This window comes from Brevibacillus sp. HB1.3 (assembly GCF_013186635.1).
Taxonomy (GTDB): domain Bacteria; phylum Bacillota; class Bacilli; order Brevibacillales; family Brevibacillaceae; genus Brevibacillus; species Brevibacillus brevis_D.
This window is the reverse complement of record NZ_JABMIT010000006.1, coordinates 65462-88792: the sequence shown is the minus strand read 5'-3', so window position 1 is coordinate 88792 and position 23331 is coordinate 65462. Positions and strand designations below refer to the sequence as shown.

The 23331-nt window shown below is 48.0% G+C and carries 20 protein-coding genes, 2 pseudogenes and 1 riboswitch; of the genes and pseudogenes, 10 read left to right on the top strand and 12 right to left on the bottom strand.

Annotated features, from left to right (window positions below):
* Window positions 1–28: 28 nt before the first annotated feature.
* Window positions 29–325: pseudogene (locus HPY31_RS15620) on the top strand (IS30 family transposase); the annotation flags it as partial.
* 76 nt (window positions 326–401) lie between these two features.
* On the opposite strand, the gene HPY31_RS15615 reads toward HPY31_RS15620, so the two are convergent.
* Together HPY31_RS15615 and HPY31_RS15610 are read right to left on the bottom strand one after the other, a co-directional pair.
* Window positions 402–710 (bottom strand): hypothetical protein, encoded by a 309-nt coding sequence (locus tag HPY31_RS15615; RefSeq protein WP_172141459.1) that lies wholly within the window; start codon window positions 708–710, stop codon window positions 402–404.
* 69 nt (window positions 711–779) lie between these two features.
* Complete coding sequence (locus tag HPY31_RS15610; protein ID WP_172141458.1) at window positions 780–2030, bottom strand: chymotrypsin family serine protease; 1251 nt, start codon at window positions 2028–2030, stop codon at window positions 780–782.
* 250 nt (window positions 2031–2280) lie between these two features.
* On the opposite strand from HPY31_RS15610, the pseudogene uvrA reads away from it, so the two are divergent.
* A pseudogene (gene uvrA / locus HPY31_RS15605) lies at window positions 2281–2976 on the top strand (ABC-ATPase UvrA); the annotation flags it as partial.
* Between the two features lie 56 nt (window positions 2977–3032).
* On the opposite strand, the gene HPY31_RS15600 reads toward uvrA, so the two are convergent.
* From HPY31_RS15600 to acnA, 4 genes are all read right to left on the bottom strand, one after another.
* Window positions 3033–3356: a DUF3892 domain-containing protein gene (locus HPY31_RS15600; RefSeq protein ID WP_172141457.1), complete on the bottom strand. Its 324-nt coding sequence runs from the start codon at window positions 3354–3356 to the stop codon at window positions 3033–3035.
* 147 nt (window positions 3357–3503) lie between these two features.
* The gene (locus HPY31_RS15595; RefSeq protein WP_172141456.1) at window positions 3504–5096 is read right to left on the bottom strand and encodes an alkaline phosphatase family protein; all 1593 of its coding nucleotides are present in this window, start codon (window positions 5094–5096) and stop codon (window positions 3504–3506) included.
* Window positions 5097–5174: 78 nt separating this feature from the next.
* The gene (alr, locus tag HPY31_RS15590) at window positions 5175–6356 is read right to left on the bottom strand and encodes an alanine racemase (protein WP_172141455.1); all 1182 of its coding nucleotides are present in this window, start codon (window positions 6354–6356) and stop codon (window positions 5175–5177) included.
* Window positions 6357–6532: 176 nt separating this feature from the next.
* Entirely contained in the window at window positions 6533–9262 is a 2730-nt protein-coding gene (gene acnA, locus HPY31_RS15585) for an aconitate hydratase AcnA (RefSeq protein ID WP_015892441.1), read from the bottom strand.
* 287 nt (window positions 9263–9549) lie between these two features.
* Here acnA and HPY31_RS15580 point away from each other — a divergent pair, with 287 nt between their 5' ends.
* The 3 genes from HPY31_RS15580 to HPY31_RS15570 are packed head-to-tail and all read left to right on the top strand — an operon-like array spanning window position 9550 to window position 13046.
* Window positions 9550–11307, top strand: a complete 1758-nt coding sequence (locus tag HPY31_RS15580; protein ID WP_172141454.1) for an ABC transporter ATP-binding protein — start codon at window positions 9550–9552, stop codon at window positions 11305–11307.
* Window positions 11308–11322: 15 nt separating this feature from the next.
* Window positions 11323–11985, top strand: coding sequence for a response regulator transcription factor (locus tag HPY31_RS15575; RefSeq protein WP_208759454.1), 663 nt, complete (start codon window positions 11323–11325; stop codon window positions 11983–11985).
* The gene (locus HPY31_RS15570; RefSeq protein ID WP_172141453.1) at window positions 11982–13046 is read left to right on the top strand and encodes a sensor histidine kinase; all 1065 of its coding nucleotides are present in this window, start codon (window positions 11982–11984) and stop codon (window positions 13044–13046) included. Before HPY31_RS15575 ends, HPY31_RS15570 begins: the two co-directional genes overlap by 4 nt.
* Before the next feature lie 63 nt (window positions 13047–13109).
* On the opposite strand, the gene HPY31_RS15565 is transcribed toward HPY31_RS15570, so the two are convergent.
* From HPY31_RS15565 to HPY31_RS15545, 5 genes are all read right to left on the bottom strand, one after another.
* Entirely contained in the window at window positions 13110–14135 is a 1026-nt protein-coding gene (locus HPY31_RS15565; RefSeq protein WP_172141452.1) for a ThiF family adenylyltransferase, read from the bottom strand.
* A 4-nt stretch (window positions 14136–14139) separates the two neighbouring features.
* Entirely contained in the window at window positions 14140–14847 is a 708-nt protein-coding gene (locus HPY31_RS15560; protein ID WP_172141451.1) for a molybdenum cofactor biosynthesis protein, read from the bottom strand.
* A gap of 103 nt (window positions 14848–14950) precedes the next feature.
* Complete coding sequence (locus HPY31_RS15555; RefSeq protein WP_172141450.1) at window positions 14951–15769, bottom strand: SPL family radical SAM protein; 819 nt, start codon at window positions 15767–15769, stop codon at window positions 14951–14953.
* Between the two features lie 12 nt (window positions 15770–15781).
* Window positions 15782–16495, bottom strand: coding sequence for a 2OG-Fe(II) oxygenase (locus HPY31_RS15550; protein ID WP_172141449.1), 714 nt, complete (start codon window positions 16493–16495; stop codon window positions 15782–15784).
* A complete protein-coding gene (locus HPY31_RS15545; RefSeq protein WP_172141448.1) occupies window positions 16488–17027 on the bottom strand; it encodes a methylated-DNA--[protein]-cysteine S-methyltransferase in 540 nt (179 codons plus the stop codon). The genes HPY31_RS15550 and HPY31_RS15545 overlap by 8 nt, the downstream gene beginning before the upstream one ends.
* A 172-nt stretch (window positions 17028–17199) precedes the next feature.
* Here HPY31_RS15545 and moaC point away from each other — a divergent pair, with 172 nt between their 5' ends.
* The 5 genes from moaC (at window position 17200) to HPY31_RS15520 (ending at window position 22410) form a co-directional block, all read left to right on the top strand.
* A complete protein-coding gene (moaC, locus tag HPY31_RS15540) occupies window positions 17200–17682 on the top strand; it encodes a cyclic pyranopterin monophosphate synthase MoaC (protein ID WP_172141447.1) in 483 nt (160 codons plus the stop codon).
* A 3-nt stretch (window positions 17683–17685) separates the two neighbouring features.
* The gene (locus HPY31_RS15535; RefSeq protein ID WP_172141446.1) at window positions 17686–18942 is read left to right on the top strand and encodes an MFS transporter; all 1257 of its coding nucleotides are present in this window, start codon (window positions 17686–17688) and stop codon (window positions 18940–18942) included.
* Between the two features lie 60 nt (window positions 18943–19002).
* A riboswitch (SAM riboswitch) is annotated at window positions 19003–19117 on the top strand.
* Window positions 19118–19199: 82 nt separating this feature from the next.
* Window positions 19200–20381 carry a pyridoxal phosphate-dependent aminotransferase gene (locus HPY31_RS15530; protein ID WP_172141445.1) on the top strand — a complete coding sequence of 394 codons (1182 nt, stop codon included), beginning with the start codon at window positions 19200–19202 and terminating at the stop codon, window positions 20379–20381.
* 154 nt (window positions 20382–20535) lie between these two features.
* Complete coding sequence (locus HPY31_RS15525) at window positions 20536–21006, top strand: hypothetical protein (RefSeq protein WP_016742085.1); 471 nt, start codon at window positions 20536–20538, stop codon at window positions 21004–21006.
* Window positions 21007–21201: 195 nt separating this feature from the next.
* Complete coding sequence (locus HPY31_RS15520) at window positions 21202–22410, top strand: aminotransferase-like domain-containing protein (RefSeq protein WP_172141444.1); 1209 nt, start codon at window positions 21202–21204, stop codon at window positions 22408–22410.
* Between the two features lie 54 nt (window positions 22411–22464).
* Here the strand turns inward: HPY31_RS15520 and HPY31_RS15515 are convergent, their stop codons facing one another.
* Complete coding sequence (locus tag HPY31_RS15515) at window positions 22465–23283, bottom strand: alpha/beta fold hydrolase (protein ID WP_172141443.1); 819 nt, start codon at window positions 23281–23283, stop codon at window positions 22465–22467.
* Window positions 23284–23331 lie beyond the last annotated feature (48 nt).

The following is a 23331-nucleotide window of genomic DNA, read 5'->3' as shown; positions in this document are numbered from 1 at the left end:
AAGGCAATATGGATGTGGAAGTCGGGGTCCTATCGAAACTCGTGGCAGATTCATCATTGGCAAGTCTATTCAGCAGCGTCCAAAAGAAGAGAGAAAACGCCAAAGCTTTGGTCACTGGGACCTAGATACGGTTGTTTCCAGTCGGGGGAAAAGTAAAATGTACGTCGCTACGTTCGCTGAGCGTAAGACCCGCCTCTACCTTGCAGTTAAGATGTCAGATCGCACCTCAGTTTCTTTCGAGAAAGCATTTGAAGTGGTCGCTCATTCGTTTCCCAAAGGTACGTTTCAAACAGCCACGGTTGATCGCGGGAAAGAGTTTGCTTGTGATGGCTCACGAATCATTCATGGACGCTCTGTTGCACTTGGCTTGACAAACCGTCATATATTAAAAGCGTTTCTGTCTACACAAAGTAGACAACGTATTTTGAGATAAATGAATTTGCAATCAAATATACTAAAGTAGCATAGATAATAAAAATTGAAATATCCAGTGCTTTATTTGTCTTACTTGCATTATTTAACCGCAACCTTTTGACACCAAGATAAATGATATAGAGCGCAACAATGTAATATATGAAATAGCTAAAATAATATGGCGCAGAATCTCCAAATGCATGTTCATCACCTAGCATATAAACCAATACTTTTCCGAAAAACAAAAAAGCCCCAGATATTAAGTATATCATCAGGTATTCTATTATTTTCTTCATAGGATTTACCTCCTTACTACCACACGCCCACAAGCGACTCATACATGGGCGTGTGGCAGTATTTCAGAACTATTTGCCCGTTATTGTTTTGATACCTGTTTCTGCTTTTATGTTACCAATATAAGTTAAATATGCAACGCTTTCATTTGATTTAGCAGCAGAAACGATTCCATACAAATATAACTTTTTTGTGTTTTTAGAATCAGGTGCTCCAACTGGTGATCCGCTGTCTCCATTTACAACCTTAAGCCCAACCTTTTTCTGGTTTTTTAAATGACCGCCAAATGCATATACACTTTCATTTGTTCCTTGTACAAATCCACACATTTGAGTATCAGATTGTCCTAATGATGTACATACTCCCATGCCTTCCCAATCGCTGATTTGTTCACCAATGATTTGGTATCCTGCAGCATCATATTTATTTCCAGATGAAGTTAAGATGTTGTGAGTAGTCAAACCAGATTTGACCTTAACCAAGGATACATCTACTGAGCTACCCCAGTGAAATATTTTGGTGTCAACTGTGCCGATTAAATTGTCTTTATCGTAACTTTGGAAAACCTGCTGTCCTGTACTCTCAGCGCAGTGTCCTGCCGAAACTAAATAGTAAGTTGAACTCTTTGAATCTTTTGCTGAGAAGCCATTCGTGCAAAAACCACTTCCTGCAAAGTTCATTTGAGCTGCACCCGGAACAGGTCTAACCTTTATTTGTGCCCTATCTATCTTAGGCTCAATTTTTTCTGTTTGTTCAAATTTAATTATTGACTCTTCTAGATCCATTTTTCTAATTGAGTTTTTGCTTAAGGCTTTTTCTATACTATCTTTTGCTTCACTTTCATCTTCAGTATAACCTACGATTACAGACTGATCTTTAAAACTAGAGGAGATGTTTGCTATGTTTTCCTCGGATTTATCAATACTTAACGAAATCTCTTCAACAACTTTATCTAAGTCTTCCACGGAATACTTTACTTCGTCATATTTGACCTCTACATCTTTCTCCAATATATCTTCAGCTTTTTTCAACTCTTCTTTTTGAGGTATAGAATGGAAGCCAATATGAACTACCCCTCCGTTTTCTTGATCAACATATAAACCCGCGTAGTTATCATTAAACTCTTTTTCTAAATACTTGATTAGGTCAGGTATGCGTTTCTGAGTCTCCATCCTATCCCAGAAAACATCTTCGTCAATAGGAGTAACATACCGTACTTTATTCTCCTTCTCTTTCCCTTCAGCAATGATCGCACTAGAAAGTGGCAGCATAGATATTGCACCAACCACGATTAAATTCAGTACAACATTTTTCAGCTTCATATTATAAGCCTCCATAAGTGTTTTTTACAATACACTTAATATAACATATATTGTAAAACATTATATATAATGTATATTCCGGTGCGTAAGACTACTTCCTTTTTTATTAATTTTGTTTCTTGTAAAGTTCAAACATAAAGAGTTTCTGACCAAATACTTTGACCAACAATTTACCATACCATTTAGGACTCTTAAAGAGGAGTAAGTATGGAATTGCACAAACATGAGCATTGATAAACGTATGAAGTGCTTGTATACACCCTTGCGTAAAAAATGCGATGCCTTGCCAGCAGCCAAAAAGCGTGGTTTGGATGCCAAGTACTTTTCATTCAATACGCTCGAAGGAAGATGTGAGCACTGCGAGGGGCTGGGCTGAGTGGAAGTGGACATGCATTTTCTATCCAACTTGCAGGTCGTCTGCCCGGATTGTCGCGGAAAAATATTTCGTACGGAGGTCTTGGAAGTAACGTACCAAGGCTACACCATTTCGGATATTTTGATGCTAAGTATTGAGAAGTGTCTCTCCTTGATCAGCGAGCCAAAAAAGATGAAGCAATTGCTGACCCTACTGTGTGAGGTAGGACTCGGCTACTTGCAATGGGGGCAGTCCGTGACGACCTTGTCCGGTGAAGAAGGACAACGCTTGAAGCTGGCTAGGGAGCTGAGTGCATCTTCAACAGGCCATACGCTGTATCTACTGGATGAGCCATCGACAGGTCTGCATCCGATTGATGTCGAAAAGCTGTATGTACTCTTGAGTAAATTGGTCGACGCCGGAAATACCGTGATTATGGTCGAGCACAACACAGAACTGATCGCTGCGTCAGACTGGGTTATTGATATGGGACCAGGAGGAGGAGCTTCCGGAGGGACTGTAGTTGCGAGCGGCACACCAAAAGAGGTGGCAGCTACAAAAGAATCGATTACCGGAAAGTTTATCTACTAATCCAATGCACGTCGATGAAAAAAGGTCGCCCAGATCATGCGGGCGGCCTTTTTTCATCAAAAGTCAGGCAAATTATCCAAATTGTTTTCCTTGATGCCGTCTGGCTCACTCCGTAGAATGTCTCTCCCATACTTGTGAAACACGTCTACATGAGCCAGCTTGCCAGCCTTTGCATCGTTGAGTGCGGTGATATAGTCGAGCTCTCGGCCAGTGTCCGTTTTAAAGGCGATCAAGTCTCCATCTTCGTTTTTCCTGACGGCCACGATTTGCTCTTTTCCGGTATTCGTCAGCGGACTGTTATCTTCATTTTCCTGGACCGCCTGTTGTTCTCCGGCATTTTTGTACGATTCATAAATTTGTTCAAAGTTTCGTTGATCCATGTATCATCCCTCCTCATCAATAGGGTGCCTAAAATGGGGGAGAACATGTATTCGTTTTGGTTTTCGGGGACTATGCTCGCTGTGCATTTAGAGGAAGTAAGGTCGCTGCTATCCGCTCCGAAACCCGCCCTTTCTCTAAAATCTGCCTCACTCGGTTGTCAGGCGTAGCAGCCAGTCTTTCAAGTCAACGATACGCAAAGTTTTGGGCCCCATCGTTGTCCCGGTTACCAGAAGGGGAACGAGTGAGTCTACCTCGTGCAAGGAACCGTGTGCCGCTCCGCCGATATGAGTGGGAGAGCTTTCGGTGATGAGCTCATGCCCAGGCTGAACAGTAACGACCACATATCTGCCTTCATGCGAATTCATCGCGCCGTAGAGCCTCGCCAAAGCGTCCGGATATTTCCCATACGTGATCTGGTTCTTGGTAATGGTCAAATCGAGCAGACGCGGATCACCGCTGAAGGTCCATGTTTGACCATATGGATCGGTAAAGGGACCGTTTGGTTGGTAGGAAAACTGTCGGTTGATCTTACCTGCTGATACGATAATCTTTTGGTTTTCCTTACGCGCAATGATGTCCAGCTTCGGTTCACGCTGCAAACGAATTACGATATCGGATAACGGAATACGCGAGTCCAAGGCATAAATATAGGCCATCCGTTCATTGGGCGAAATCACGACTTGGTCAGTATGGGTGACAGGCTGACTGATTTTGGCTATACGATAGTCGGTCAATATGCTGCGCAAGTCAATGGTAGCGGTCTTGCGATCATCCAGAACAGGGGTCTGTCCACTGTCTCCCATGACGATCCACCGCGCTTCTTTAATTGCCTTGTCCCACGAGCCAAATGCATCGAGTACGTTCTGAAGCGCTTTATCCGCTTTTTCAATCCCTTCGATCGTAGCGGGTCCCTTCTTATGTACTTCCATATCATTCTCGGGCAAGTAGGTGATGGTAAGAGGGGGAAGCTTCTTGTTGGCGATGAGATAGGCAGCCTCATGCGCGGAAAACTCATCATTCATCCCGTATTTTCGCCAAATGCGTTTTTCACTCTTTTGATTCGGATTTAGCTGGGCAAATGCCGCATACGACATCAGTTTGGGTCCGGTCACATTTATCGCGCTCGGCAAACGTGTGCCGAAATCAATGAGACGGGGGATTTGTAAGGTGTGCGGCGTTTTACCTCGCCATAGAATCGCATTGATGGAAGCGCTATCCTTTCCTTTTTCTGCTAATTCTTCATGGATGGTTTTCGTATGCGGGTTGAGCTGGACCAGGTTTAATTGATGAAGGATATCTAGCAGCACTTGCGGCTGATCGATCTTTAGTCCTTCTTTGGGACCATACCCGTAATAAATCATTCGCTTTTCCTTGTTGCTGAACCAGGATAATCCCGGTACATGATGCTGATTGGCATACGTTCCTGTAAGAAGGGTGCTGTCGATCGCCACCGACATAGTGGGAAATGAGCTCACAACTTGCGGGTAATAGCGCCCGTTTGCAAGCAAATAACCCAAAGCTGGAGCGCGACCTTGCCGGATTGCTTCTTGCAGTGGTTTGTCCATTAACGAATCAATGAGAATGAGCAGGACAGGCTTTTGTGATTCGTTTTTCTCAGCAGAGGGTTGAGCCTTAAGGCTATGCTGACGGATTTGGGAAGCTGAGTCTGGCTTGCAGCTGATCACAGTCAGACTCAGCGCCAACAGGAGAAGGATGGCGTATGTGAATCGGGGCTTCATGTTTCCATTCCTTTTTTGCGAATTTGGTTTTCTCTATTTTTCGTTTTCGGGGAAAAATTATTCTCAAGCCTGCCTCATTTACCCTTCCGGCAACAAATGAGAGATCTCTACAACTACCCCTTTTTCCAAAAATAAACGAGGGATGCGATTACTGAGGGTGGCAACGACTTCATAATTGATCGTTCCGAGCATTTCGGCAATCTCATCGACAGGAATCTCGCGGTTTCCTTGCTTGCCGTAAATCACGACTTCATCGCCTTGCTTTCCACTGCCATCTCCCAAGCTGACCATCATCTGATCCATTGTCACTCGCCCTGCGATCGGCAACCTTCTGCCTCGATACAGAACAAATCCCCGGTTAGAGAGCGCGCGTGAATACCCATCGGCATAACCGATTGGAACCGTCCCGATGACCTCTCCGGGTTTTGCTATGTAGGTTGCGCCATAACTAATGGTAAACGGTGGCGTCTGCATTGTCTTCACATAGGAGAAGCGCGATTTCAAGCTGAGAGCCGGAACGAGCTTGACGCGATTGAGTTGGCGGATATAAGCGGATGGGTATAGCCCATACATGCCGATTCCGAGGCGGATCATATCGTCGCTGTATTCGGGAAAAGCAATGGTAGCAGCGGTGTTGCACATGTGGACGGTTGGAAGCTCGAAGCCACGTTCCTTCAGATAACGAAGATACTGAACAAACAACTCGTGCTGCGCTTTGGTCAATGTGTGATCCGGTTCATCCGCAGTGGAAAAATGGGTGAAGATTCCGGTCCATGTAAGCGAAGAGCTGGAGGTTAATGCCTTCACGACTGAAAGCAACGCAGATTTTGTCCGTACGCCCAAACGTCCCATACCTGTATCGATGTTAATATGGATGTTTAGACGATTAGTGAAAGCTGTTGATTTGATTATTTTATCGGCTTTTTTGATCCAATCGGCCTGGAAGGCAGACAGCTCAATATTCCAGGCAATCGCTTCCTTGACACGTGAAAGGGGCGTGAATCCCAGCACGAGGATAGGGGCTACAATTCCCGCCCTTCGCAAGACGATGCCTTCTTCCAGAATGGCGACAGCGAGGGAAGTAGCCCCGTACTCAAGGGCATGGCGTGCTACTCCGACAGAGCCATGGCCATAGGCATTCGCTTTTACAACCGCCATGATTTTCGTCTGTTTAGGAATATGCCGGCGTATCGCCTGAATGTTTTTCTTGATGGCATCGAGATTTACCTCAATCCAGGTTTCGCGAAACAACTGATTCATCACGAATCCCTCCCTTTTTCTGGGAAACAATCCCTCTTTCATGCGTATTCATCGCATCTTCCACTTAAGCGTGGCCTATCAGGGAGGAAACGTAAAAAGAGCAGACTGCCGAATACTCGGAGTCTGCTCTTTTTGTTGGGTGGGTGCTGATACGAACTTATTTGTTATTCGTTTGCTTACGCGTTTACTGGTTTGCCTTCATCCAGCAATTGACGCAGAACCGTTTGCAGGATACCACCATTGCGGTAGTAGTCTACGTCTACCATGGAATCGAGGCGCACGATTACTTCGAATTCGAAAGTGCTGCCGTCTTTCTTCGTTGCTTCTACTTTTACGCGTTGACCAGGTTGAACATCATCGGAGAGACCCACAATGTTGAAGGACTCAGTACCGTCGATGCCGAGGGACTTCCAGCTTTGGTCACCAGCAAATTGCAGAGGTAGAACGCCCATACCAACCAGGTTAGCACGGTGGATACGCTCGAAGCTCTCAGCGATAACTGCTTTGATACCCAAGAGGAATGTACCTTTTGCTGCCCAGTCACGGGAAGAACCAGTACCGTACTCTTTACCAGCCAGTACAACGAGTGGAGTACCGTCTGCCTGATACTTCATGGAAGCATCGTAGATGGACATTACTTCGTCAGTTGGCAAGTATTTGGTTACGCCGCCCTCAGTTCCAGGAGCTACTTGGTTGCGGATACGGATGTTTGCAAATGTACCGCGCATCATTACATCGTGGCTACCACGACGAGCACCGTAGGAGTTGAAGTCTTTGCGCTCTACGCCGTTTGCTTGCAGGTACAGACCTGCTGGGCTAGTTGGCGAGATGTTACCCGCTGGGGAGATATGGTCAGTTGTCACAGAATCACCGAAGAGTGCGATGGTGTTCGCTGCTTTGATGTCTGCGATCTTAGCGATTTCTCCAGCCAGGTTTTGGAAGAATGGCGGCTCTTGGATGTACGTGGATTTTTCATCCCACTCGTACAGGTCGCCAGTTGGAACGTCGATTTTGTTCCAAGCTTCGTTTTGCGTGAACACTTGGCCGTACTCAGCGCGGAACAGAGCAGGATTCATCGCTTTGTCCATTGCAGCTGCGATCTCTTGTGGAGATGGCCAGATGTCTTTCAAGAATACAGGTTGACCGTCTTTGCCAGTGCCGATTGGCTCTGTAGTCAGGTCAATATCTACAGTACCTGCCAGTGCATAGGCGATAACCAATGGAGGAGAAGCGAGGTAGTTCGCTTTTACCTGTGCATGGATACGACCTTCGAAGTTACGGTTACCGGAGAGTACCGCTGCAACTGTCAGATCTTCGTCTGCAATAGCTTTGCTGGTTTCCTCTGGCAATGGACCGGAGTTACCGATGCAAGTGGTGCAACCATAACCTACTACGTTGAATCCGATAGCATCCAAGGAGTCGATCAGACCAGCGTCAGTCAGGTATTGTGTAACTACGCGGGAACCTGGAGCCAGGGAGCTTTTTACGAAAGCAGGCTTTTTCAGGCCTTTTTCCACAGCTTTTTTCGCCAGGATACCAGCACCCAGCATTACGCTAGGATTTGATGTATTGGTACAGGAAGTGATCGCTGCGATTACAACCGCACCCGTTTTCAGCGTAGCTTTTTCACCGTTTGGATAAGCAACTGGTGCGCTAGCTGCGATTTTCTCTTCAGAGAGACCAAATCCGCCTTTTTCGATCGGCGTACGGAGGCTGTTATTGAAGGATTCCTTCATAGCAGTCAGTTCTACGCGGTCTTGAGGACGTTTTGGACCAGCCAAGCTAGGTACGACTGTGGACAGATCCAGTTCCAATGTTTCGGAGAATACTGGGTCAACAGTCTCGTCAGTACGGAAGAGGCCTTGTGCTTTGGTGTAAGTTTCAACCAAGGAGATGAGGTCTTCTTCACGACCGGTTTGACGCATGTAGTTGAGTGTTTCAGCATCTACTGGGAAGAAGCCCATTGTAGCGCCGTACTCAGGTGCCATGTTTGCTACGGTAGCGCGGTCAGCCAGCGAGATGTTGGACAGGCCTGGTCCGTAGAACTCCACGAATTTACCTACTACGCCTTTTTTACGCAGCATTTGCGTAACAGTCAGAGCGAGGTCAGTTGCAGTTGCACCAGCATTCAGTGTGCCAGTCAGTTTGAAACCAACTACTTCTGGCGTTACGAAATACAGAGGTTGGCCGAGCATTCCTGCTTCTGCCTCGATACCACCAACACCCCATCCAAGAACACCAAGACCGTTGATCATAGTGGTGTGGGAGTCAGTACCTACGAGAGAGTCAGGGAAAGCAACCAATTCGCCATCTACTTCACGAGTAGCGATTACAGTTGCGAGGTACTCCAAGTTTACTTGGTGAACGATACCAGTAGCTGGAGGAACCGCACGGAAGTTGTCAAACGCAGTTTGTGCCCAACGCAGGAAGCGGTAGCGCTCTTGGTTGCGTTCGAATTCCAATTTCATGTTGTTGTCCAGAGCGGACGCGTTACCGAAATCGTCAACCATGACGGAGTGGTCGATAACGAGGTCAACTGGAACCAATGGGTTGATTCGTTTTGGATCTCCACCAGCGCGCTTCATCGCGATGCGCATCGCTGCCAAGTCAACTACAGCCGGTACACCGGTGAAGTCTTGCAGAACGATACGAGCTGGCATGAGAGGAACTTCTTGGTTTTCGTCGCGGCCTTTTGTCCAGGTCGCCAATTGTTGTACGTGTTCTTTGGTGATCGCACGGCCGTCGAACTGACGTACAGCAGCCTCGAGCAGAACTTTAATGGAGAACGGCAGTTTGGAAACATCGCCCAATCCTTGTTCTTCCAACCCTTGCAGGCGATAGTAAGCAAAAGACTTGTCGCCTACTTGCAGGGATGACTTTACTTTGTAAGCATCTTTGTTAGCCAATGTATACAACCTCCCTATAATATCTTGGAGTTTCATCTGGTGAAACGTTGTTTCGTTTCTTCATTACGAACCTATTATATACGATTTGTTTCCCGGCTTCTACCCCAAATTCATCATTTATATACAAAAATCACAGGTAAAGAAAATTGGATCAGAAACGTCTTCTTATTAGAAAGAAGATAATTGCACGCACTTCAATATTATCCCGTTTATATTTCGTTTACATTCATGCAGTATCTTATCACTTGTAAGTGAAAATGAGGAGGAAAAAGGGGAGAAATGAACGAATGGAACAAACCAATAGCGTAGCGAAATGGGGAAACTGGCGGCCTTTTTTTCGATTAATAAGGGGAACAAAGCCATCCAAGCTAAAAATCGGTGTCGCGTTGTTCATGAGCATCGCCACCACACTGGTGAGCTTAGTGATTCCACTGTTTACGAAGGATTTGGTGGACGGTTTTTCCCTGTCTACCATCACCACACCACAAATCATTCTATTGATCGTTGCCTTTGTCGCACAAGCCATTGCAGGCGGGTTATCCATCTACTTATTAAATCATGTCGGCGAGAGTGTGGTGGCCTCACTCCGTGAACGACTATGGAAAAAATTGCTCGTCCTGCCGATCTCTTATTATGATAACAACCGGACAGGTGATACGATCAGTCGAATGACCAACGATACCGGCGTTGTGAAAAGCCTGATTACGGAGCACCTCTCGAGCTTTTTCACAGGATTGATCACAATTGTTGGTTCTGTGGTGACCTTGCTCTACCTCGATTGGCAAATGACGTTAACCATGCTCGTTGCTGTGCCGCTGTGCATCGGGATTCTCATGCCGCTTGGCAGTCAGATGTACAAAATTTCGAAAGGTCTGCAAAATGAGACTGCCAGCTTTACAACCATTATGAATCAAGTGCTCCAAGAGATGCGGCTCGTCAAATCTTCGAATGCCGAAACCCACGAACTGGGAATGGGGACAAAGGCAATCGGGAATTTGTTCCGATTTGGATTAAGAGAAGGAAAAGTCCAAGCCGTCATTGGACCGCTAATGTCCTTTATTCTGATGGTGCTACTCGTGGTTGTAATCGGCTATGGTGGCATGCGCGTGTCCATGGGAGCATTGACAGCGGGTGAACTGGTTGCGTTTATTTTGTATCTGGTGCAAATCGTCATCCCACTGGGGCAATTCACACAGTTTTTCACATCGTTACAAAAAGCCATGGGGGCAACCGAAAGAATCATTGCGACTCTCGACGCCGAAGAAGAAGATCTTCTCACAGGACGGACGCTTGAAAACGCAGGACTGCCCATCCATTTGAGCCATGTGAGCTTCGCGTATGAGAACGGGGAAAAGATTCTCGATGATGTCAGCTTTACGATTGGGGCCGGAAAAGTAAATGCGATTGTCGGACCGAGCGGCAGCGGCAAGACGACGTTGTTTTCCTTGGTTGAAAGGTATTACCAGCCAATCAGTGGAGAAATCAGGCTGGGCAATGATCCCGTCACGGATTTTTCCTTGAAGTCATGGAGAAGTCAAATCGGCTACGTGTCTCAGGAAAGTCCATTGATCGCAGGAACCATCCGAGAAAATATTTGCTACGGGATTTCACGGACGATTAGCGACGAGGAGCTAAAGGAAGCGGCAAAGATGGCTTATGCGGATCAATTTATTGAGGAATTGCCGAATGGCTATGAGACAGAAGTAGGGGAGCGAGGAATGAAGCTATCGGGTGGACAGCGCCAACGAATCGGTATTGCCCGTGCACTGCTTCGCGACCCGCAAATCTTGATGCTGGATGAAGCTACCTCTAGTTTGGACAGTAATTCCGAGATGATTGTCCAGAAGGCGTTGCAAAATTTGATGAAGGGACGTACCACTCTCGTGATTGCCCATCGCTTGTCGACTGTGGTGGAAGCAGACCAAATCATCTTTTTGGAAAAGGGAAAAATCACAGGTATGGGTACACATGAAGAGCTTTATCAAACCCATGAGATGTACCGGGAATTGGCTAGTCAGCAATTGCTCGTAAAAGAGAGGGTGTAGAATGTGACCACGATTATGGTAGTCGACGACGATCCGCATATTCGCGAGCTCGTCAGCGTCTTCTTGCGCAATGAAGGCTTTACGATAGTGGAAGCCGTTGACGGACAGGAGGCACTGGACAAACTGGAGTCGGTTGCCGCCCAACTGGTGATTCTTGACATCATGATGCCGAACATGGACGGCTGGGAGCTGTGTCGAAAGCTTCGCGAGCATTATGATTTTCCTTTGCTCATGCTGACTGCCAAGGGAGAGACCTCGCAAAAAATCAAAGGCTTTGAGCTAGGGACAGACGATTATTTGGTGAAGCCGTTTGATCCGCAGGAGCTGGTCGTCCGGGTAAAAGCGCTGCTCAAGCGCTACCGGATTGCCGCTTCGCATCAGGTTCAAGCAGGAAATCTCCTACTAGATCGTAAAACGTTTGCAGTTGCCAGTGGAACGAAGACATGGACGATTCCACTAAAGGAGTTCGAGCTGTTGTTCAAACTGGCCAGCTATCCCGGGCAGACCATTTCCCGCGAGCAGCTGATCGAACAAATATGGGGCTATGATTTTGAAGGAAATGAGCGGACGGTAGACGTGCATATCAACCGATTGCGGGAGCGTTTTCCGGAAGCGATGTACGGCTTTTTGATCCGGACGGTCCGGGGACTTGGTTATCGATTGGAGATTGTCGTATGAAAAAGAGGCGACAAGACGAACATTCCTATATTTTGCTGAAAAAAATCGTAGGAGTTGTGGGCATATGTGCTGTTTTTGCCTTGTGCGGGCTAGGTGCATACGGGATTACGACTCTCTTTTATAGCTATATGGGCTATCATCCCAATGATCTTGTAAAAGTGTTGATCCATTCTGTTTTGAACTGCCTATTGTTTATTGGGGTAGGGATAATTATTTCTTTCTTCACCATGTCAAGGCATCGGGGCAGGTTTCAACCATTGATTGATGCGCTCAGACGAATTGCCATGGGGGATTTTCGGGTAAATCTCGATATCAAGCTAGCAAATGAATGGGGGGAGCTGGTGGACGGTATTAACCATGTGGCGGAACAATTAAATGAAATGGAGAAGCTGCGGCAGGAGTTCATCTCCAATGTTTCCCACGAAATTCAATCGCCTTTGACGTCCATCAGCGGGTTTGCTCGCGCCCTGCATAATGAAAGACTTCGTCCAGAAGAGCGCATTCGTTACCTGGAGATTATCGAGTCGGAAAGCAAGCGGCTGTCCAAGATCAGCGACAACCTGCTTAAGCTCACTGCGCTAGAGGGCATCCAGCATGATTTAGAACGGAAGCGGTATCGGTTGGACACGCAGCTACGTGCACTCATCCTCGCCAGTGAGCCGCAATGGATGGCGAAAGAGATTGAAATGGACATAGACCTGGAAAAAGTCGAAATCGTCGCCGACGAAGATATGCTGAGTCAAGTCTGGACCAACTTACTTGGCAACAGCATCAAATTCACGGAAGCAGGCGGGAAAATCAGCGTAAAGCTGAAGACGGTAAACGGTGAAGTGCTCGTGAAAATAACCGACACGGGAATCGGGATATCCAAGGAAAATCAGGAGCGCATTTTCGAAAGATTTTTCAAGGCGGACCTATCGCGAAACAGAGCCAATTCGGGCAGCGGCCTGGGGCTGGCAATCGTGAAAAAAATAATCGATTTGCATCATGCTACGATCGTCGTTGAAAGTGAAGAAGGAAAAGGTACCACGTTTACGATTACCTTTGTTCAAACGGCATAAAAAAGCTGCCCCTTCGTCCGAGTGACGGTCTGGGACAGCTTATTTTTATTTCGGATAAACGAGTTACGCGCCGATATACTTGGCATGAAGCGAACGTGCAAGGGTGACGTCATCTGTGCCTTGCACGAGGACACGACCATCTGGGAAAATAACGAGCGTGTACGTATCAACACGGAAACGCAGCAAAAACTTGTTTTGTTCGACTTGTCCCAAAGGGGAAAGTCTATCAGCTAATGCATGCAGATCAAGTGTCATCGCAGCGGCGGGTGAGATTTGTACGGTGTCTCGACCGCAAAGCGAAACGGCTTGTCCATCTTGGGTATCCGGCTGCAAAAACGAAAATTGCTTCTGCCCACATGTCGGACAGTCGTCTCGGCGGGCATTGACCACCTTGATTTGCTGATGGCGGTTATGCCAAATCTCAAAGTGCTCCAAATTGGGATTGAGTTCATCTATTGCGCCTACTAACAGCTTGAATGCTTCCGTTGCCTGATAGGAGGCGACGATGTGAATGATCGGTCCGATGACGCCAGCCGTGTCACAGGTAGGCATCTCACCCGGGTTTGGCGCTTCAGGGAAAAGACAGCGCAAGCAAGGCGTGATTCCCGGACGAATCGCGGTAAAGGTTCCAGTCGCACTCACAGCGCCACCGTACACCCACGGGATACGATGTTTAACGCAAACATCGTTCACGAGGTATCTCACCTGAAAATTATCTGTCGCATCCAAAACGAGATCGACATCTGCCAGCAATTCCTCCGCATTGTAAGCGGTGAGGTCTGCGACGATCGGTTCGATGGTAACGGCGGAGTTGATCTTCGTCAGCTTGGCGTGAGCGGCGATTGCCTTTGGCAAATGCTCGGCTGCATCGGATTCGTCGTAAAGCATTTGACGCTGTAGGTTGCTCGGCTCGACGAAGTCGCGGTCAATAATGCGGACAAAACCTACTCCAGCACGGACCATATGATTGGAGAGAACCGTTCCGAGCGCTCCCATGCCGACAATGGCTACACGGCTTTGACCGAGTTTTTCTTGTCCACTGCGCCCAATCGGATGAAACAATATTTGACGGGAATAGCGAGTATCCAAGGCGTTACTCCACCTTTCCTTCTGGCATCGCAAGCGGATTCCATGGTCCTTGTTGATGTCCCTTCCACTCGCTTCCATCTTCCCACATTTCTTTTTTCCAAATCGGAACAATCTGCTTGAGTCGTTCGATGGCATAACGGCCTGCTTCAAACGATTCATTGCGATGTGCTGTTGCAACGGCACAAACAACCGCAATCTCTTCCACAGTCAAATGACCGATACGATGGTGCATCGCGACTTGTGCTCCCGGCCAGCGTTCCTCGATCTCTGCTGCGACCTGCTTCATTTTTTCAACCGCCATAGGCGCATATGCTTCATAGGACAAATACACGGTGCGCTGACCATGGGTAAATTCCCGAACAGTTCCGACAAAAGTAAGGATCGCGCCAGCATGCGGGTTGCTCACCAAACGAACGAGCTTGTCCGCAGAAATAGGCTCCTCGGTAATGGCAAAGCGCGGGTCTTCTTCTCCGCCGCTTACTGGAGGTAAGAGGGCAATCTCGTCGTCGGCTGAAATGACCTGATTTTTCGCTGCATATTCATGGTTGATGGAGACAAAACAACTGCCCAAAAGCGCAGAGAGCGCAGGATATTCTTTTTCCACTGCTTGCAGAAGATCGCTAACGGTCGCGCCTTCAAATAAGGTCAACTGTACTTCCCGGGCATTCGCACGTTCGGCGAGCCCAGCAAATAACAAGATCGTAATGGTCAAGACAATTCCTCATTTCCCTGGATGATACTACTCTCTAGGCTAGACGATATCATAAACCGATCAAAGTTGCCAATGAATGGGGTGTTACAATCAAGGGTTGATGCTAAGGGGCGAAGCCTTCCTGACTCAAATAAATCTGATCCGGGGGAAAAACATGTAATAGCCGATCATAGACGATCCGATAGGCGGAAGGATCGTACCATTGTTCCAGTCCAAGCTGTTCATAGAGAGCGGGAATGCCGTTTCTTTTCGTTCGTTTACCACCGCTGCCATCTCCCATATAAAAATCGTCGACACAGACACGGGTGACCAGGGGACGCAAAATCTCCGGGAATGACTCACTGCTCGGTAAAACAGGGGCAATCGTGGCTTGGGTAGGGATGCCTGCTTCCGCCAAGCGCTGGAGTGTTTTGAGTCGCGCTTGAATAGGGGGAGCTTGTGGGCTAAAGTGCCTGCGAATCTCCTCCAAATCGGTCTCGACGGTCATGCTGACGCGGACGCGATCACCTAGCAGGAGCAACAAATCGGCATCCCGCCAAACCAAGGGACTTCTCGTCTGCACCAGCAAAAAATCGGGTGGATTCTCTACCATGACTTCGAGTAAAGACCTCGTTACCTTTTCCGTTTGTTCGATGGGCTGGTATGGGTCTGTACTCGAAGACATGAAGATGGTCACCTTTCCTTTTTTCTTAGCCCGCAAAAGCTCCTTGCCCAATACATCGGCAGCTTGCTGTTTGATATCTACCCATGTGCCCCATTGCTCGTTGCGAAACAAAGAGACAGGCATTTGCCGAACATAGCAATAGGAGCAGGCGAAAGAACAGCCTGTATACGGATTGAGCGAATGGGTGTAATCCGCAAGAAATCCGCTTCCTTTATTAAGGAGGGTTTTCGGCACTTTATAGGAAAGGATGCTTTTCATATGGGGCGTTCCTCACTTTGCATCATGAAAAATAATTCCGAGGCTGTAGCGCTTTCCGGAGGTAATCGTGCTGACACCGTGGCGTAGCGTATTTTTATAGTAGCCTCGCGTTCCCTGCATAGGACGGTAGGATGTCGGGAAAATCAGACCAGCGCCTTGGTCCAAGGTTATCACATGTCCCCGGCTCTGCGCGCGCGGCCGTTGCTCCATCAATAGAAATTCTCCGCCCCTGTAGTCCTTCTCCTTTTGATTCAAGGCAAAAACCACTTGAAACGGGAAGAACACCTCTCCGTACATATCCTGATGCAAGCAATTATAGCCACCTGTCTCGTATTTCAAAATCAATGGAGTAGGGCGCAGCTGACCCTGATCGTGACAGTGGGCCAAAAATTCAGGGAGAGTAGCAGGATAAATAGCTTCGCGACCAAGCATTTCCAGCCACCGATTTGCAGTCTGCGCAAGCATCGGATAAAAGCCTTCGCGAAGCTCCTGCAAAAGCGGGGGAAGGGGAGCCTGATAATAGCGATACTCTCCTTCACCGAAACGGTACCGCGCCATCTGGATCGTATTGCGAAAAAGGTTATCTTGTTCAAATGTAGCGATTAATTCTTCGCACGCATCCGCGCTTATTAAGGAAGGAAAAGCAGCATACCCTTGTTCATCCAGCTCCTGTTGCATGGATTGCCAGTCAAGCGCAGCGATCTTCTCAGTCAGTGAACTAGCCATGCTTCACACCCCGATTTGCCTTTTTCTCCAGATCGAGCAGAGTTGTCTTCATGGGCAGTCCTCCGCGATAGCCAGTCAGTGAACCGTTTTTACCGACGACGCGGTGGCAGGGGATTGTAATGAGAACCGGATTGGCACCGATTGCGGCACCGACGGCACGAACAGCAGCAGGCTTTTCAATGATGTTTGCAATGTCGGTGTACGATGCGGTTTGACCGTACGGGATTTGGCGAAGTGCCTCCCAGACAGCGAGCTGAAAAGGCGTTCCAGACAGGTCGCAATCCATGGAAAAATGCTCGCGCGTCCCCTGCAAATACTCCATTAGTTCTGTTGCAAAAGGCTTTAGCCATGGATCGTCTTGCACCAGTGCATTGTGTGGGCGATGCTTTTCAACCCACGCTTCCAATTCAGCAAAAGGCTGGTTGACCGAGCCGACATAACAAAGCCCGGCAGCCGTTGCAGCTAAATAAATGGTCCAATCGCCATGTCTTAGCATTGACCAACGTACCGTTTGATCACTCTTCGTTTCCATATCCATGCGCCTCCTTTGAGCTGTGTACGCACAGTATACCTCCAGCATCTGTTCTTCGTACATTTTTAGGAGTGGATGAGCAAGATAACGAAACTACGCCTTCTACATTCCCATTGCTTTTATCCAGCGGCGGGAGTAAGGTAGGAGGAGATAGAGGAGGAACGATACTCGTATGACTGATCAATTAACACATTTTAATGAACAAAATCGAGCGCGGATGGTAGACGTGTCCGAAAAGGACGTCACAAAACGGGTGGCTGTAGCTGAGAGCCAAATCATCATGAAACCCGAAACCCTCGCCCGAATCCGCGAAGGTCGAATCGAAAAGGGCGATGTACTCGCAGTTGCGCAGGTAGCAGGTGTCATGGCTGCCAAAAAAACGTGGGAAATCATCCCGATGTGTCATCCGCTGCCATTGACTGGCATCGACATACAGTTTGCTTTTGTAGACGAAACGACGCTTGCGATTACAGGAACCGTGAAGACGACAGGGAAAACAGGCGTCGAGATGGAGGCTTTGACCGCTGTAAGCGTAGCGGCTTTGACGGTGTATGACATGTGCAAAGCCATGGATAAAGAAATGATTATCGGTCCGACCAGTCTGCAATCCAAAACAGGCGGAAAAAGCGGCGATTTCCATCGGGGAGAGAAGTAAGCCATGAGGCAAAAGTGGGAATCTTATCCGAGCAGCATTCGTTTATTGGCGATTGCTGCCGTCATTTTTTCTACCGGAATGGCATGTATTTGGCCGCTGGTCACGATTTATATTCATAACCATCTCGGAAAGCCGCTGACTGTAGCCGGCTTCTTGTTGCTTTTAAATCAAGGCGCATTCTTGATCGGAAGTATTGTCGGCGGGATGCTGTTTGACCGCTGGGGCAAAATGCGCACCATCATTGTCGGTTCCATCGGTGTTATCCTGATTTCGCTCGGATTAGGTGCTACGCAGGATTTTACGATTTATGTTGTGTTGCTTCTGTTGAATGGATTGTTTTATGGATTACTTTCTCCTGTGATGAATGCATTGGCCGTCGTTTTGTGGCCGGACGGAGGACGTAAAGGAATCAATCTGATTTATGTCACTCTCAATGTGGGGGTAGCTGCCGGTTCTGCGTTGGGCGGCTTTTTAGCCAGTGTGTCATTTGCCTGGACGTTTTTCGGCAATGCCATCTCACAAGTAATCGTCCTCGCCATGTTCCTACTCATTTTGCCGCGTCAGTTAAAAATGGTGGAACAACAACGCCAAAACTCGACGGCTGGACAAAGCATGCCTGAGCAAGCAACTGAGGATGTGCTGCGACAACCACAGCAAGAGCCAAAGGTGGTATGGGGGGCCTTGCTGCTATTATGCGGGGGGCTATTAATTAGCTGGATTGTCTATGTACAATGGACAACGGTGCTGTCGACCTATATGCAATCCTTGGGCATTTCCCTCCGTCAATACAGTCTGTTGTGGACGCTGAACGGCGGCTTGATCCTGTTTGGTCAGCCATTGATTGCGTGGGTCATTCGACGCTTTGCCCGTACGCTAAAATCACAAATGCTCTTGGGCGCTTATATTTTTGCCTTGTCGATGTTGATTTTGTCTCAGTCAACCGTTTATGCAGGTTTTGTGGCGGGGATGTTCATCATGACGCTGGGCGAAATGCTCGTGTGGCCAGCGGTGCCGGCAGTAGCTGCACAGTTTACGCCAGCGGGACGAGAAGGCTTTATTCAAGGGCTGATTGCAGGGACTGGATCAGCTGGGCGGATGCTCGGGCCACTACTCGGGGCCTTCATCTTCCAATCGATTCACGCGCAGGGACTATTGCTTGTGATGGCAGGATTGTGTCTGTTGTCTGTCGCATTCTTTGCCTTCCACACCTCTTTTCACAAAAGAAGGCATCACGTGCCGGTACAGAATCAAGCATCTTGACACGATTTGCGTGCTCAAGTAGTATGGTATAGACGAAAAAACAGTATATTCCGTGTGTTTGACTTATTCAGAGAGGTGGAGGGACTGGCCCTATGAAGCCCGGCAGCGGATCTGTTCCATGTGATGGACAGATGCTGTGCCAATTCCAGCAGGATTTTTTCCTGACAGATAAGGACGTGACCAAGCTGATCTCCCCCTTTTTCTGTATGGAAAAAGGGGGTTTTACTGTATTGGCCCAAGAAAGGAATGGAAGAAAGATGCGCATTCAACCCGCCGATATGATTGATCGACTCCCTACCCAATTTTTTGCGACCCTGGTGGCAAAAGTAAACAAGGTCATTGCGCAAGGCCATGACGTCATTAACCTGGGGCAGGGCAATCCTGATTTGCCAACACCGCCGCACATTATTGAAGAATTACAGGCGCAAGCGGCACAACCACTCCATCACAAATATCCGCCTTTTCAGGGACGCGTGGAACTGAAGCAGGCAGTAGCTCATTGGTATAAGCAAGAATTTGATGTGGACCTCGATCCGGAGGAAGAAGTAGCGATTTTGTTCGGCAGTAAAACCGGACTCGTAGAGATTTGCCAAGTACTCATGAGCGCAGGCGATGTTGCACTGGTTCCAGACCCAGGCTATCCGGATTATTGGTCGGGGGTTGCAGTCGTAGACGGACGGATGGTTATGATGCCGTTGAAGGCGGAAAATGACTTCTTGCCAGACTACAGCCAGCTATCCCAAGCCGATTTGGATCGAGCGAAACTGATGTTTCTCAACTATCCGAACAATCCGACAGCAGTCAACGCACCACTTGAGTTTTATGAGGAAACCATTCGTTTTGCCCGAAAACATGAAATCGTCGTCTGCCACGACTTCGCCTACGGAGCAATCAGCTATGACGGGAAAAAGCCAGTCAGCTTCATGCAGGTTCCGGGTGCAAAAGAAGTGGGCGTAGAATTTTATACCTTGTCCAAAACGTACAACATGGCAGGCTGGCGTGTAGGTGCCATGGTAGGTAATCGCGAGCTGGTTCGTCTGATTAACCTCATTCAGGACCATTACTTCGTCAGTCTGTTCGGTGCAGTACAGATGGCGGCAGCCAAAGCGATGACGGATTCGCAGCAGTGCGTCCGCGATCTCGTCGCTGTCTACGAAAGCCGCCGCAATGCCCTGTACTCCAATCTGCATCGGATTGGCTGGCAGGCTCCGCCATCTCAAGGTTCGTTTTTTGCTTGGCTTCCTGTTCCAAACGGCTTCACATCTGTGGAGTTCTCTGACCTGCTTTTGGAAAAAGCGCATGTCGTCGTAGCGCCAGGAAATGGTTTTGGCCCGACAGGTGAGGGTTATGTGAGAGCGGCTTTGTTATCCAATGAAGAGCGTCTCGCGGAAGCGGTCCAGCGGATTGAGCGGTTAGGGTTATTTACGAAAACAAAATAAAAGCGAGGCAAATTGGCCACACTACCGTATAGATGGAGTGTGGCTTTTTTCTTCTAGAATAAAAATCATTCTCATTATTGACAGATAATGATTTTCATTATACGATGTCATTGTTGTTAATGATAATTAGTCTCAGCGAGAGCGGGAGGGTACCATGCGCTATCAGATTAACGGTTACACGGATATGTATACGGTGATCGCCAACGAGCGAAAAATCGGCGGAGCCATTGAAGCAGGCCAGATTCGCTTGCGGACGGGAGAAGTTTACGCCAATGCTGTTCTCACTCGTTTGGAAATGTCAGGTGCGCATTTTTGCTCGATCGGATTTGTTACGGAAGAAGGCAAAAGGCTGATTGTCCATGTGAACGATATCAGCATGATCGCTGATGCTCGTCACGTCAACGTATGTGAGCTGACGAACGAATGCATGAGAGTAGAGAAGTCAGCAGAGAGACTGAAACGATTGAAGCGACTCTGTGAACTGAATGAAGGCAGCTGTACGCCGACCTTCCAGGAAGAGGCATTGCTGTTGGCAAGCGATATCGGTATGGAAGAAGCGTCCAATCATGTCGACCTCTCTTTCCTTCCACAAACAGAGAAACCACGTGTGTTCCGTATTGCTTAGGAAAATATAGCCCATACATATGGACCCCTTTTCGTTTCATTCGAAGAGGGGTTTTTTGCATGCAGTGTGTGAAGACTAATGGTTGAACAACCGCTCGACATAGTCAAAACCTATCTGCTCATAGCTAGCAAAGATTGGACTTACGCTGTTGACAGTGATAAAACAAGGATAAGCAAAATCAAGGGGGAACGGAACATGGAGTACTCATTTTCAAAATCTGTCGAAGCACTATCCTCCTCGGCAGTCCGGGAAATCTTGAAGCTGACCCAAGGCAATCAAGTGCTCTCGCTCGCAGGTGGACTGCCAGCAGAGGATTCTTTTCCTATCGCAGAGATGCGCGAGGCGTTTAACCGCGCATTTGAAAAAGGAGCAAAAGCTCTTCAGTACGGATTGACTGATGGATACCTGCCGCTTCGTGAGTGGATTGCATCCCGCATGAAGCAAAAGCAGATGAACGTCGGTGCAGATAATATGATCATCACTACGGGCTCTCAGCAAGCAGTTGACTTGTTGTGCCGTGTATATTTAGACGAAGGCGATGTCGTTCTCGTCGAAAACCCTACTTATTTGGCAGCGGTTCAATTGTTCCAATTCCGGGGAATCAAAGCGATTCCGGTAGACGGTGATGCCAACGGGATGGATTTGGACGATCTGGCGAAAAAAATTGCCCAGTATCGCCCGAAAATGGTATACGTCATTCCTACCTTTGCCAATCCGACAGGAAAGGTATGGAGCCTCGAGCGCCGTCTCGGCTTGCTTCGTCAATGCAAGGCGCAAAACATCCTCATCCTGGAAGACGATCCATATGGAGAGATCCAATTCGATGGGGAAGCTCCGTACCGTTCCATTTTCTCACTGGATGAGCATCCAACCGATTGCTGTGTGGTGTACACCAGTACCTTCTCCAAGATTGTCGCACCAGGCTTGCGTACCGGATGGGCCATTGGAGATACACGCGTAATTCAAATGATGGTGAAGGCGAAGCAAGCAGTTGATTTGCAGTCGAGCACAATCGACCAGTACGCCCTGTATGAGCTGTTGTCCCGCTTTGATCTGGAGCGTCACATTGAGAAAATCCGCGAGTCCTACAAGGCGCGCATGGAATGGATGCATGAGCTCTTGGTTGCGCAAAACTGGGAGGGCGTACAGTGGGAAAAACCAAGAGGCGGGATGTTCCTCTGGGTGAATCTGCCTGAGCACTTCGATGCAGAGAAGCTGCTGGCCCAATCCGTAAAGGAAGGCGTGGCATTCGTGCCAGGGAAGCCATTTTATGCAGCCGAGCCGCATCTCAATACGATGCGCTTGAACTATACGCTGTTGAACCGGGAAGACACGGAGCTTGCGATTTCACGATTGGGCAAGGCATTCCACGCCTACAGCGAATCATTGGTGACAAATGTTTAATGGAAGTAAAAAGACAACCATTCTCAAGGGGCTGGTTGTCTTTTTTATGCATGTTTACTGGGATAGCTCTCTTTGTGCCCGATCCAGCCATTCATTTACAAGCTCTGTAAACAGGTGCGGCTGCTCGATCTGCAAATTGTGACCGGCACAATCGAGAGCGGCAAAAGAAGAGCGGGGATAGGCTTCGATGATATCCCAAATATCGCGATAACCGACAGACTGGTCTTGTTTCCCCACAATAAATAGACTCGGATGGGGGAAGGGGGCCGTATCTAATGGGAAGGAGACGCCATAGGCTTGTCTAATTTTCATAAGAAAAGCAGGGTCAGAAAGCATGTAGCCGTCGATAATCTCTTTTTTATAGCGATTCCACGTATAATCGGTAGCGACTACCGCCATCGACTCAAACTCCACTCGTTCCGTCTCACTCAACTGCTCCCAGAGGGAAGGCTCCTCTACTAGGACGGGTTTATCCGGCAGTGTGCGTTTTTCTTTGTCAGGAATGACATTTGGGCAGATGAAAAGGGCACCCTTTACTTGCTCGCGGCGCTTCTCAATAACTGCTCGTGTGAGATATCCGCCGTATGATTCACCTGCAATGAAAAAGGGTTCACCTGGAATGAGTTGATCGATGAACGCGAGTACAACCTCCAGAATATCGTCCGTGGTGTGGATATGTTCGTATTTTTCCGTTTGTCCCATTCCTGGAAGGTCTATGTAAAGTCGTCGATACCCCGGCCGTTTCTCAAAAATCGGTTCCAGACAACCAGTCATGCAGCGGTGATCAAGTGAAAAGCCGTGAATCATCACGACAGGAAAACCGCTTCCGATCTCTTCATAATAAAGGTTGACGCCATTAACCTCGCATCTCATAAAAAACCCCCCACGACATTTATGTCAGACTGTTTGGAAAGTTTGGAA

What these genes read in the sequence shown, in the direction of transcription:
- HPY31_RS15615 (WP_172141459.1), bottom strand. Translation starts at nt 710, where the DNA reads ATGAAGAAAATAATAGAATACCTGATGATATACTTAATATCTGGGGCT.
- HPY31_RS15610 (WP_172141458.1), bottom strand. Translation starts at nt 2,030, where the DNA reads ATGAAGCTGAAAAATGTTGTACTGAATTTAATCGTGGTTGGTGCAATA.
- HPY31_RS15600 (WP_172141457.1), bottom strand. Translation starts at nt 3,356, where the DNA reads ATGGATCAACGAAACTTTGAACAAATTTATGAATCGTACAAAAATGCC.
- HPY31_RS15595 (WP_172141456.1), bottom strand. Translation starts at nt 5,096, where the DNA reads ATGAAGCCCCGATTCACATACGCCATCCTTCTCCTGTTGGCGCTGAGT.
- alr (WP_172141455.1), bottom strand. Translation starts at nt 6,356, where the DNA reads ATGAATCAGTTGTTTCGCGAAACCTGGATTGAGGTAAATCTCGATGCC.
- HPY31_RS15580 (WP_172141454.1), top strand. Translation starts at nt 9,550, where the DNA reads ATGGAACAAACCAATAGCGTAGCGAAATGGGGAAACTGGCGGCCTTTT.
- HPY31_RS15575 (WP_208759454.1), top strand. Translation starts at nt 11,323, where the DNA reads ATGGTAGTCGACGACGATCCGCATATTCGCGAGCTCGTCAGCGTCTTC.
- HPY31_RS15570 (WP_172141453.1), top strand. Translation starts at nt 11,982, where the DNA reads ATGAAAAAGAGGCGACAAGACGAACATTCCTATATTTTGCTGAAAAAA.
- HPY31_RS15555 (WP_172141450.1), bottom strand. Translation starts at nt 15,769, where the DNA reads ATGAAAAGCATCCTTTCCTATAAAGTGCCGAAAACCCTCCTTAATAAA.
- HPY31_RS15550 (WP_172141449.1), bottom strand. Translation starts at nt 16,495, where the DNA reads ATGGCTAGTTCACTGACTGAGAAGATCGCTGCGCTTGACTGGCAATCC.
- HPY31_RS15545 (WP_172141448.1), bottom strand. Translation starts at nt 17,027, where the DNA reads ATGGAAACGAAGAGTGATCAAACGGTACGTTGGTCAATGCTAAGACAT.
- moaC (WP_172141447.1), top strand. Translation starts at nt 17,200, where the DNA reads ATGACTGATCAATTAACACATTTTAATGAACAAAATCGAGCGCGGATG.
- HPY31_RS15535 (WP_172141446.1), top strand. Translation starts at nt 17,686, where the DNA reads ATGAGGCAAAAGTGGGAATCTTATCCGAGCAGCATTCGTTTATTGGCG.
- HPY31_RS15530 (WP_172141445.1), top strand. Translation starts at nt 19,200, where the DNA reads ATGCGCATTCAACCCGCCGATATGATTGATCGACTCCCTACCCAATTT.
- HPY31_RS15525 (WP_016742085.1), top strand. Translation starts at nt 20,536, where the DNA reads ATGCGCTATCAGATTAACGGTTACACGGATATGTATACGGTGATCGCC.
- HPY31_RS15520 (WP_172141444.1), top strand. Translation starts at nt 21,202, where the DNA reads ATGGAGTACTCATTTTCAAAATCTGTCGAAGCACTATCCTCCTCGGCA.
- HPY31_RS15515 (WP_172141443.1), bottom strand. Translation starts at nt 23,283, where the DNA reads ATGAGATGCGAGGTTAATGGCGTCAACCTTTATTATGAAGAGATCGGA.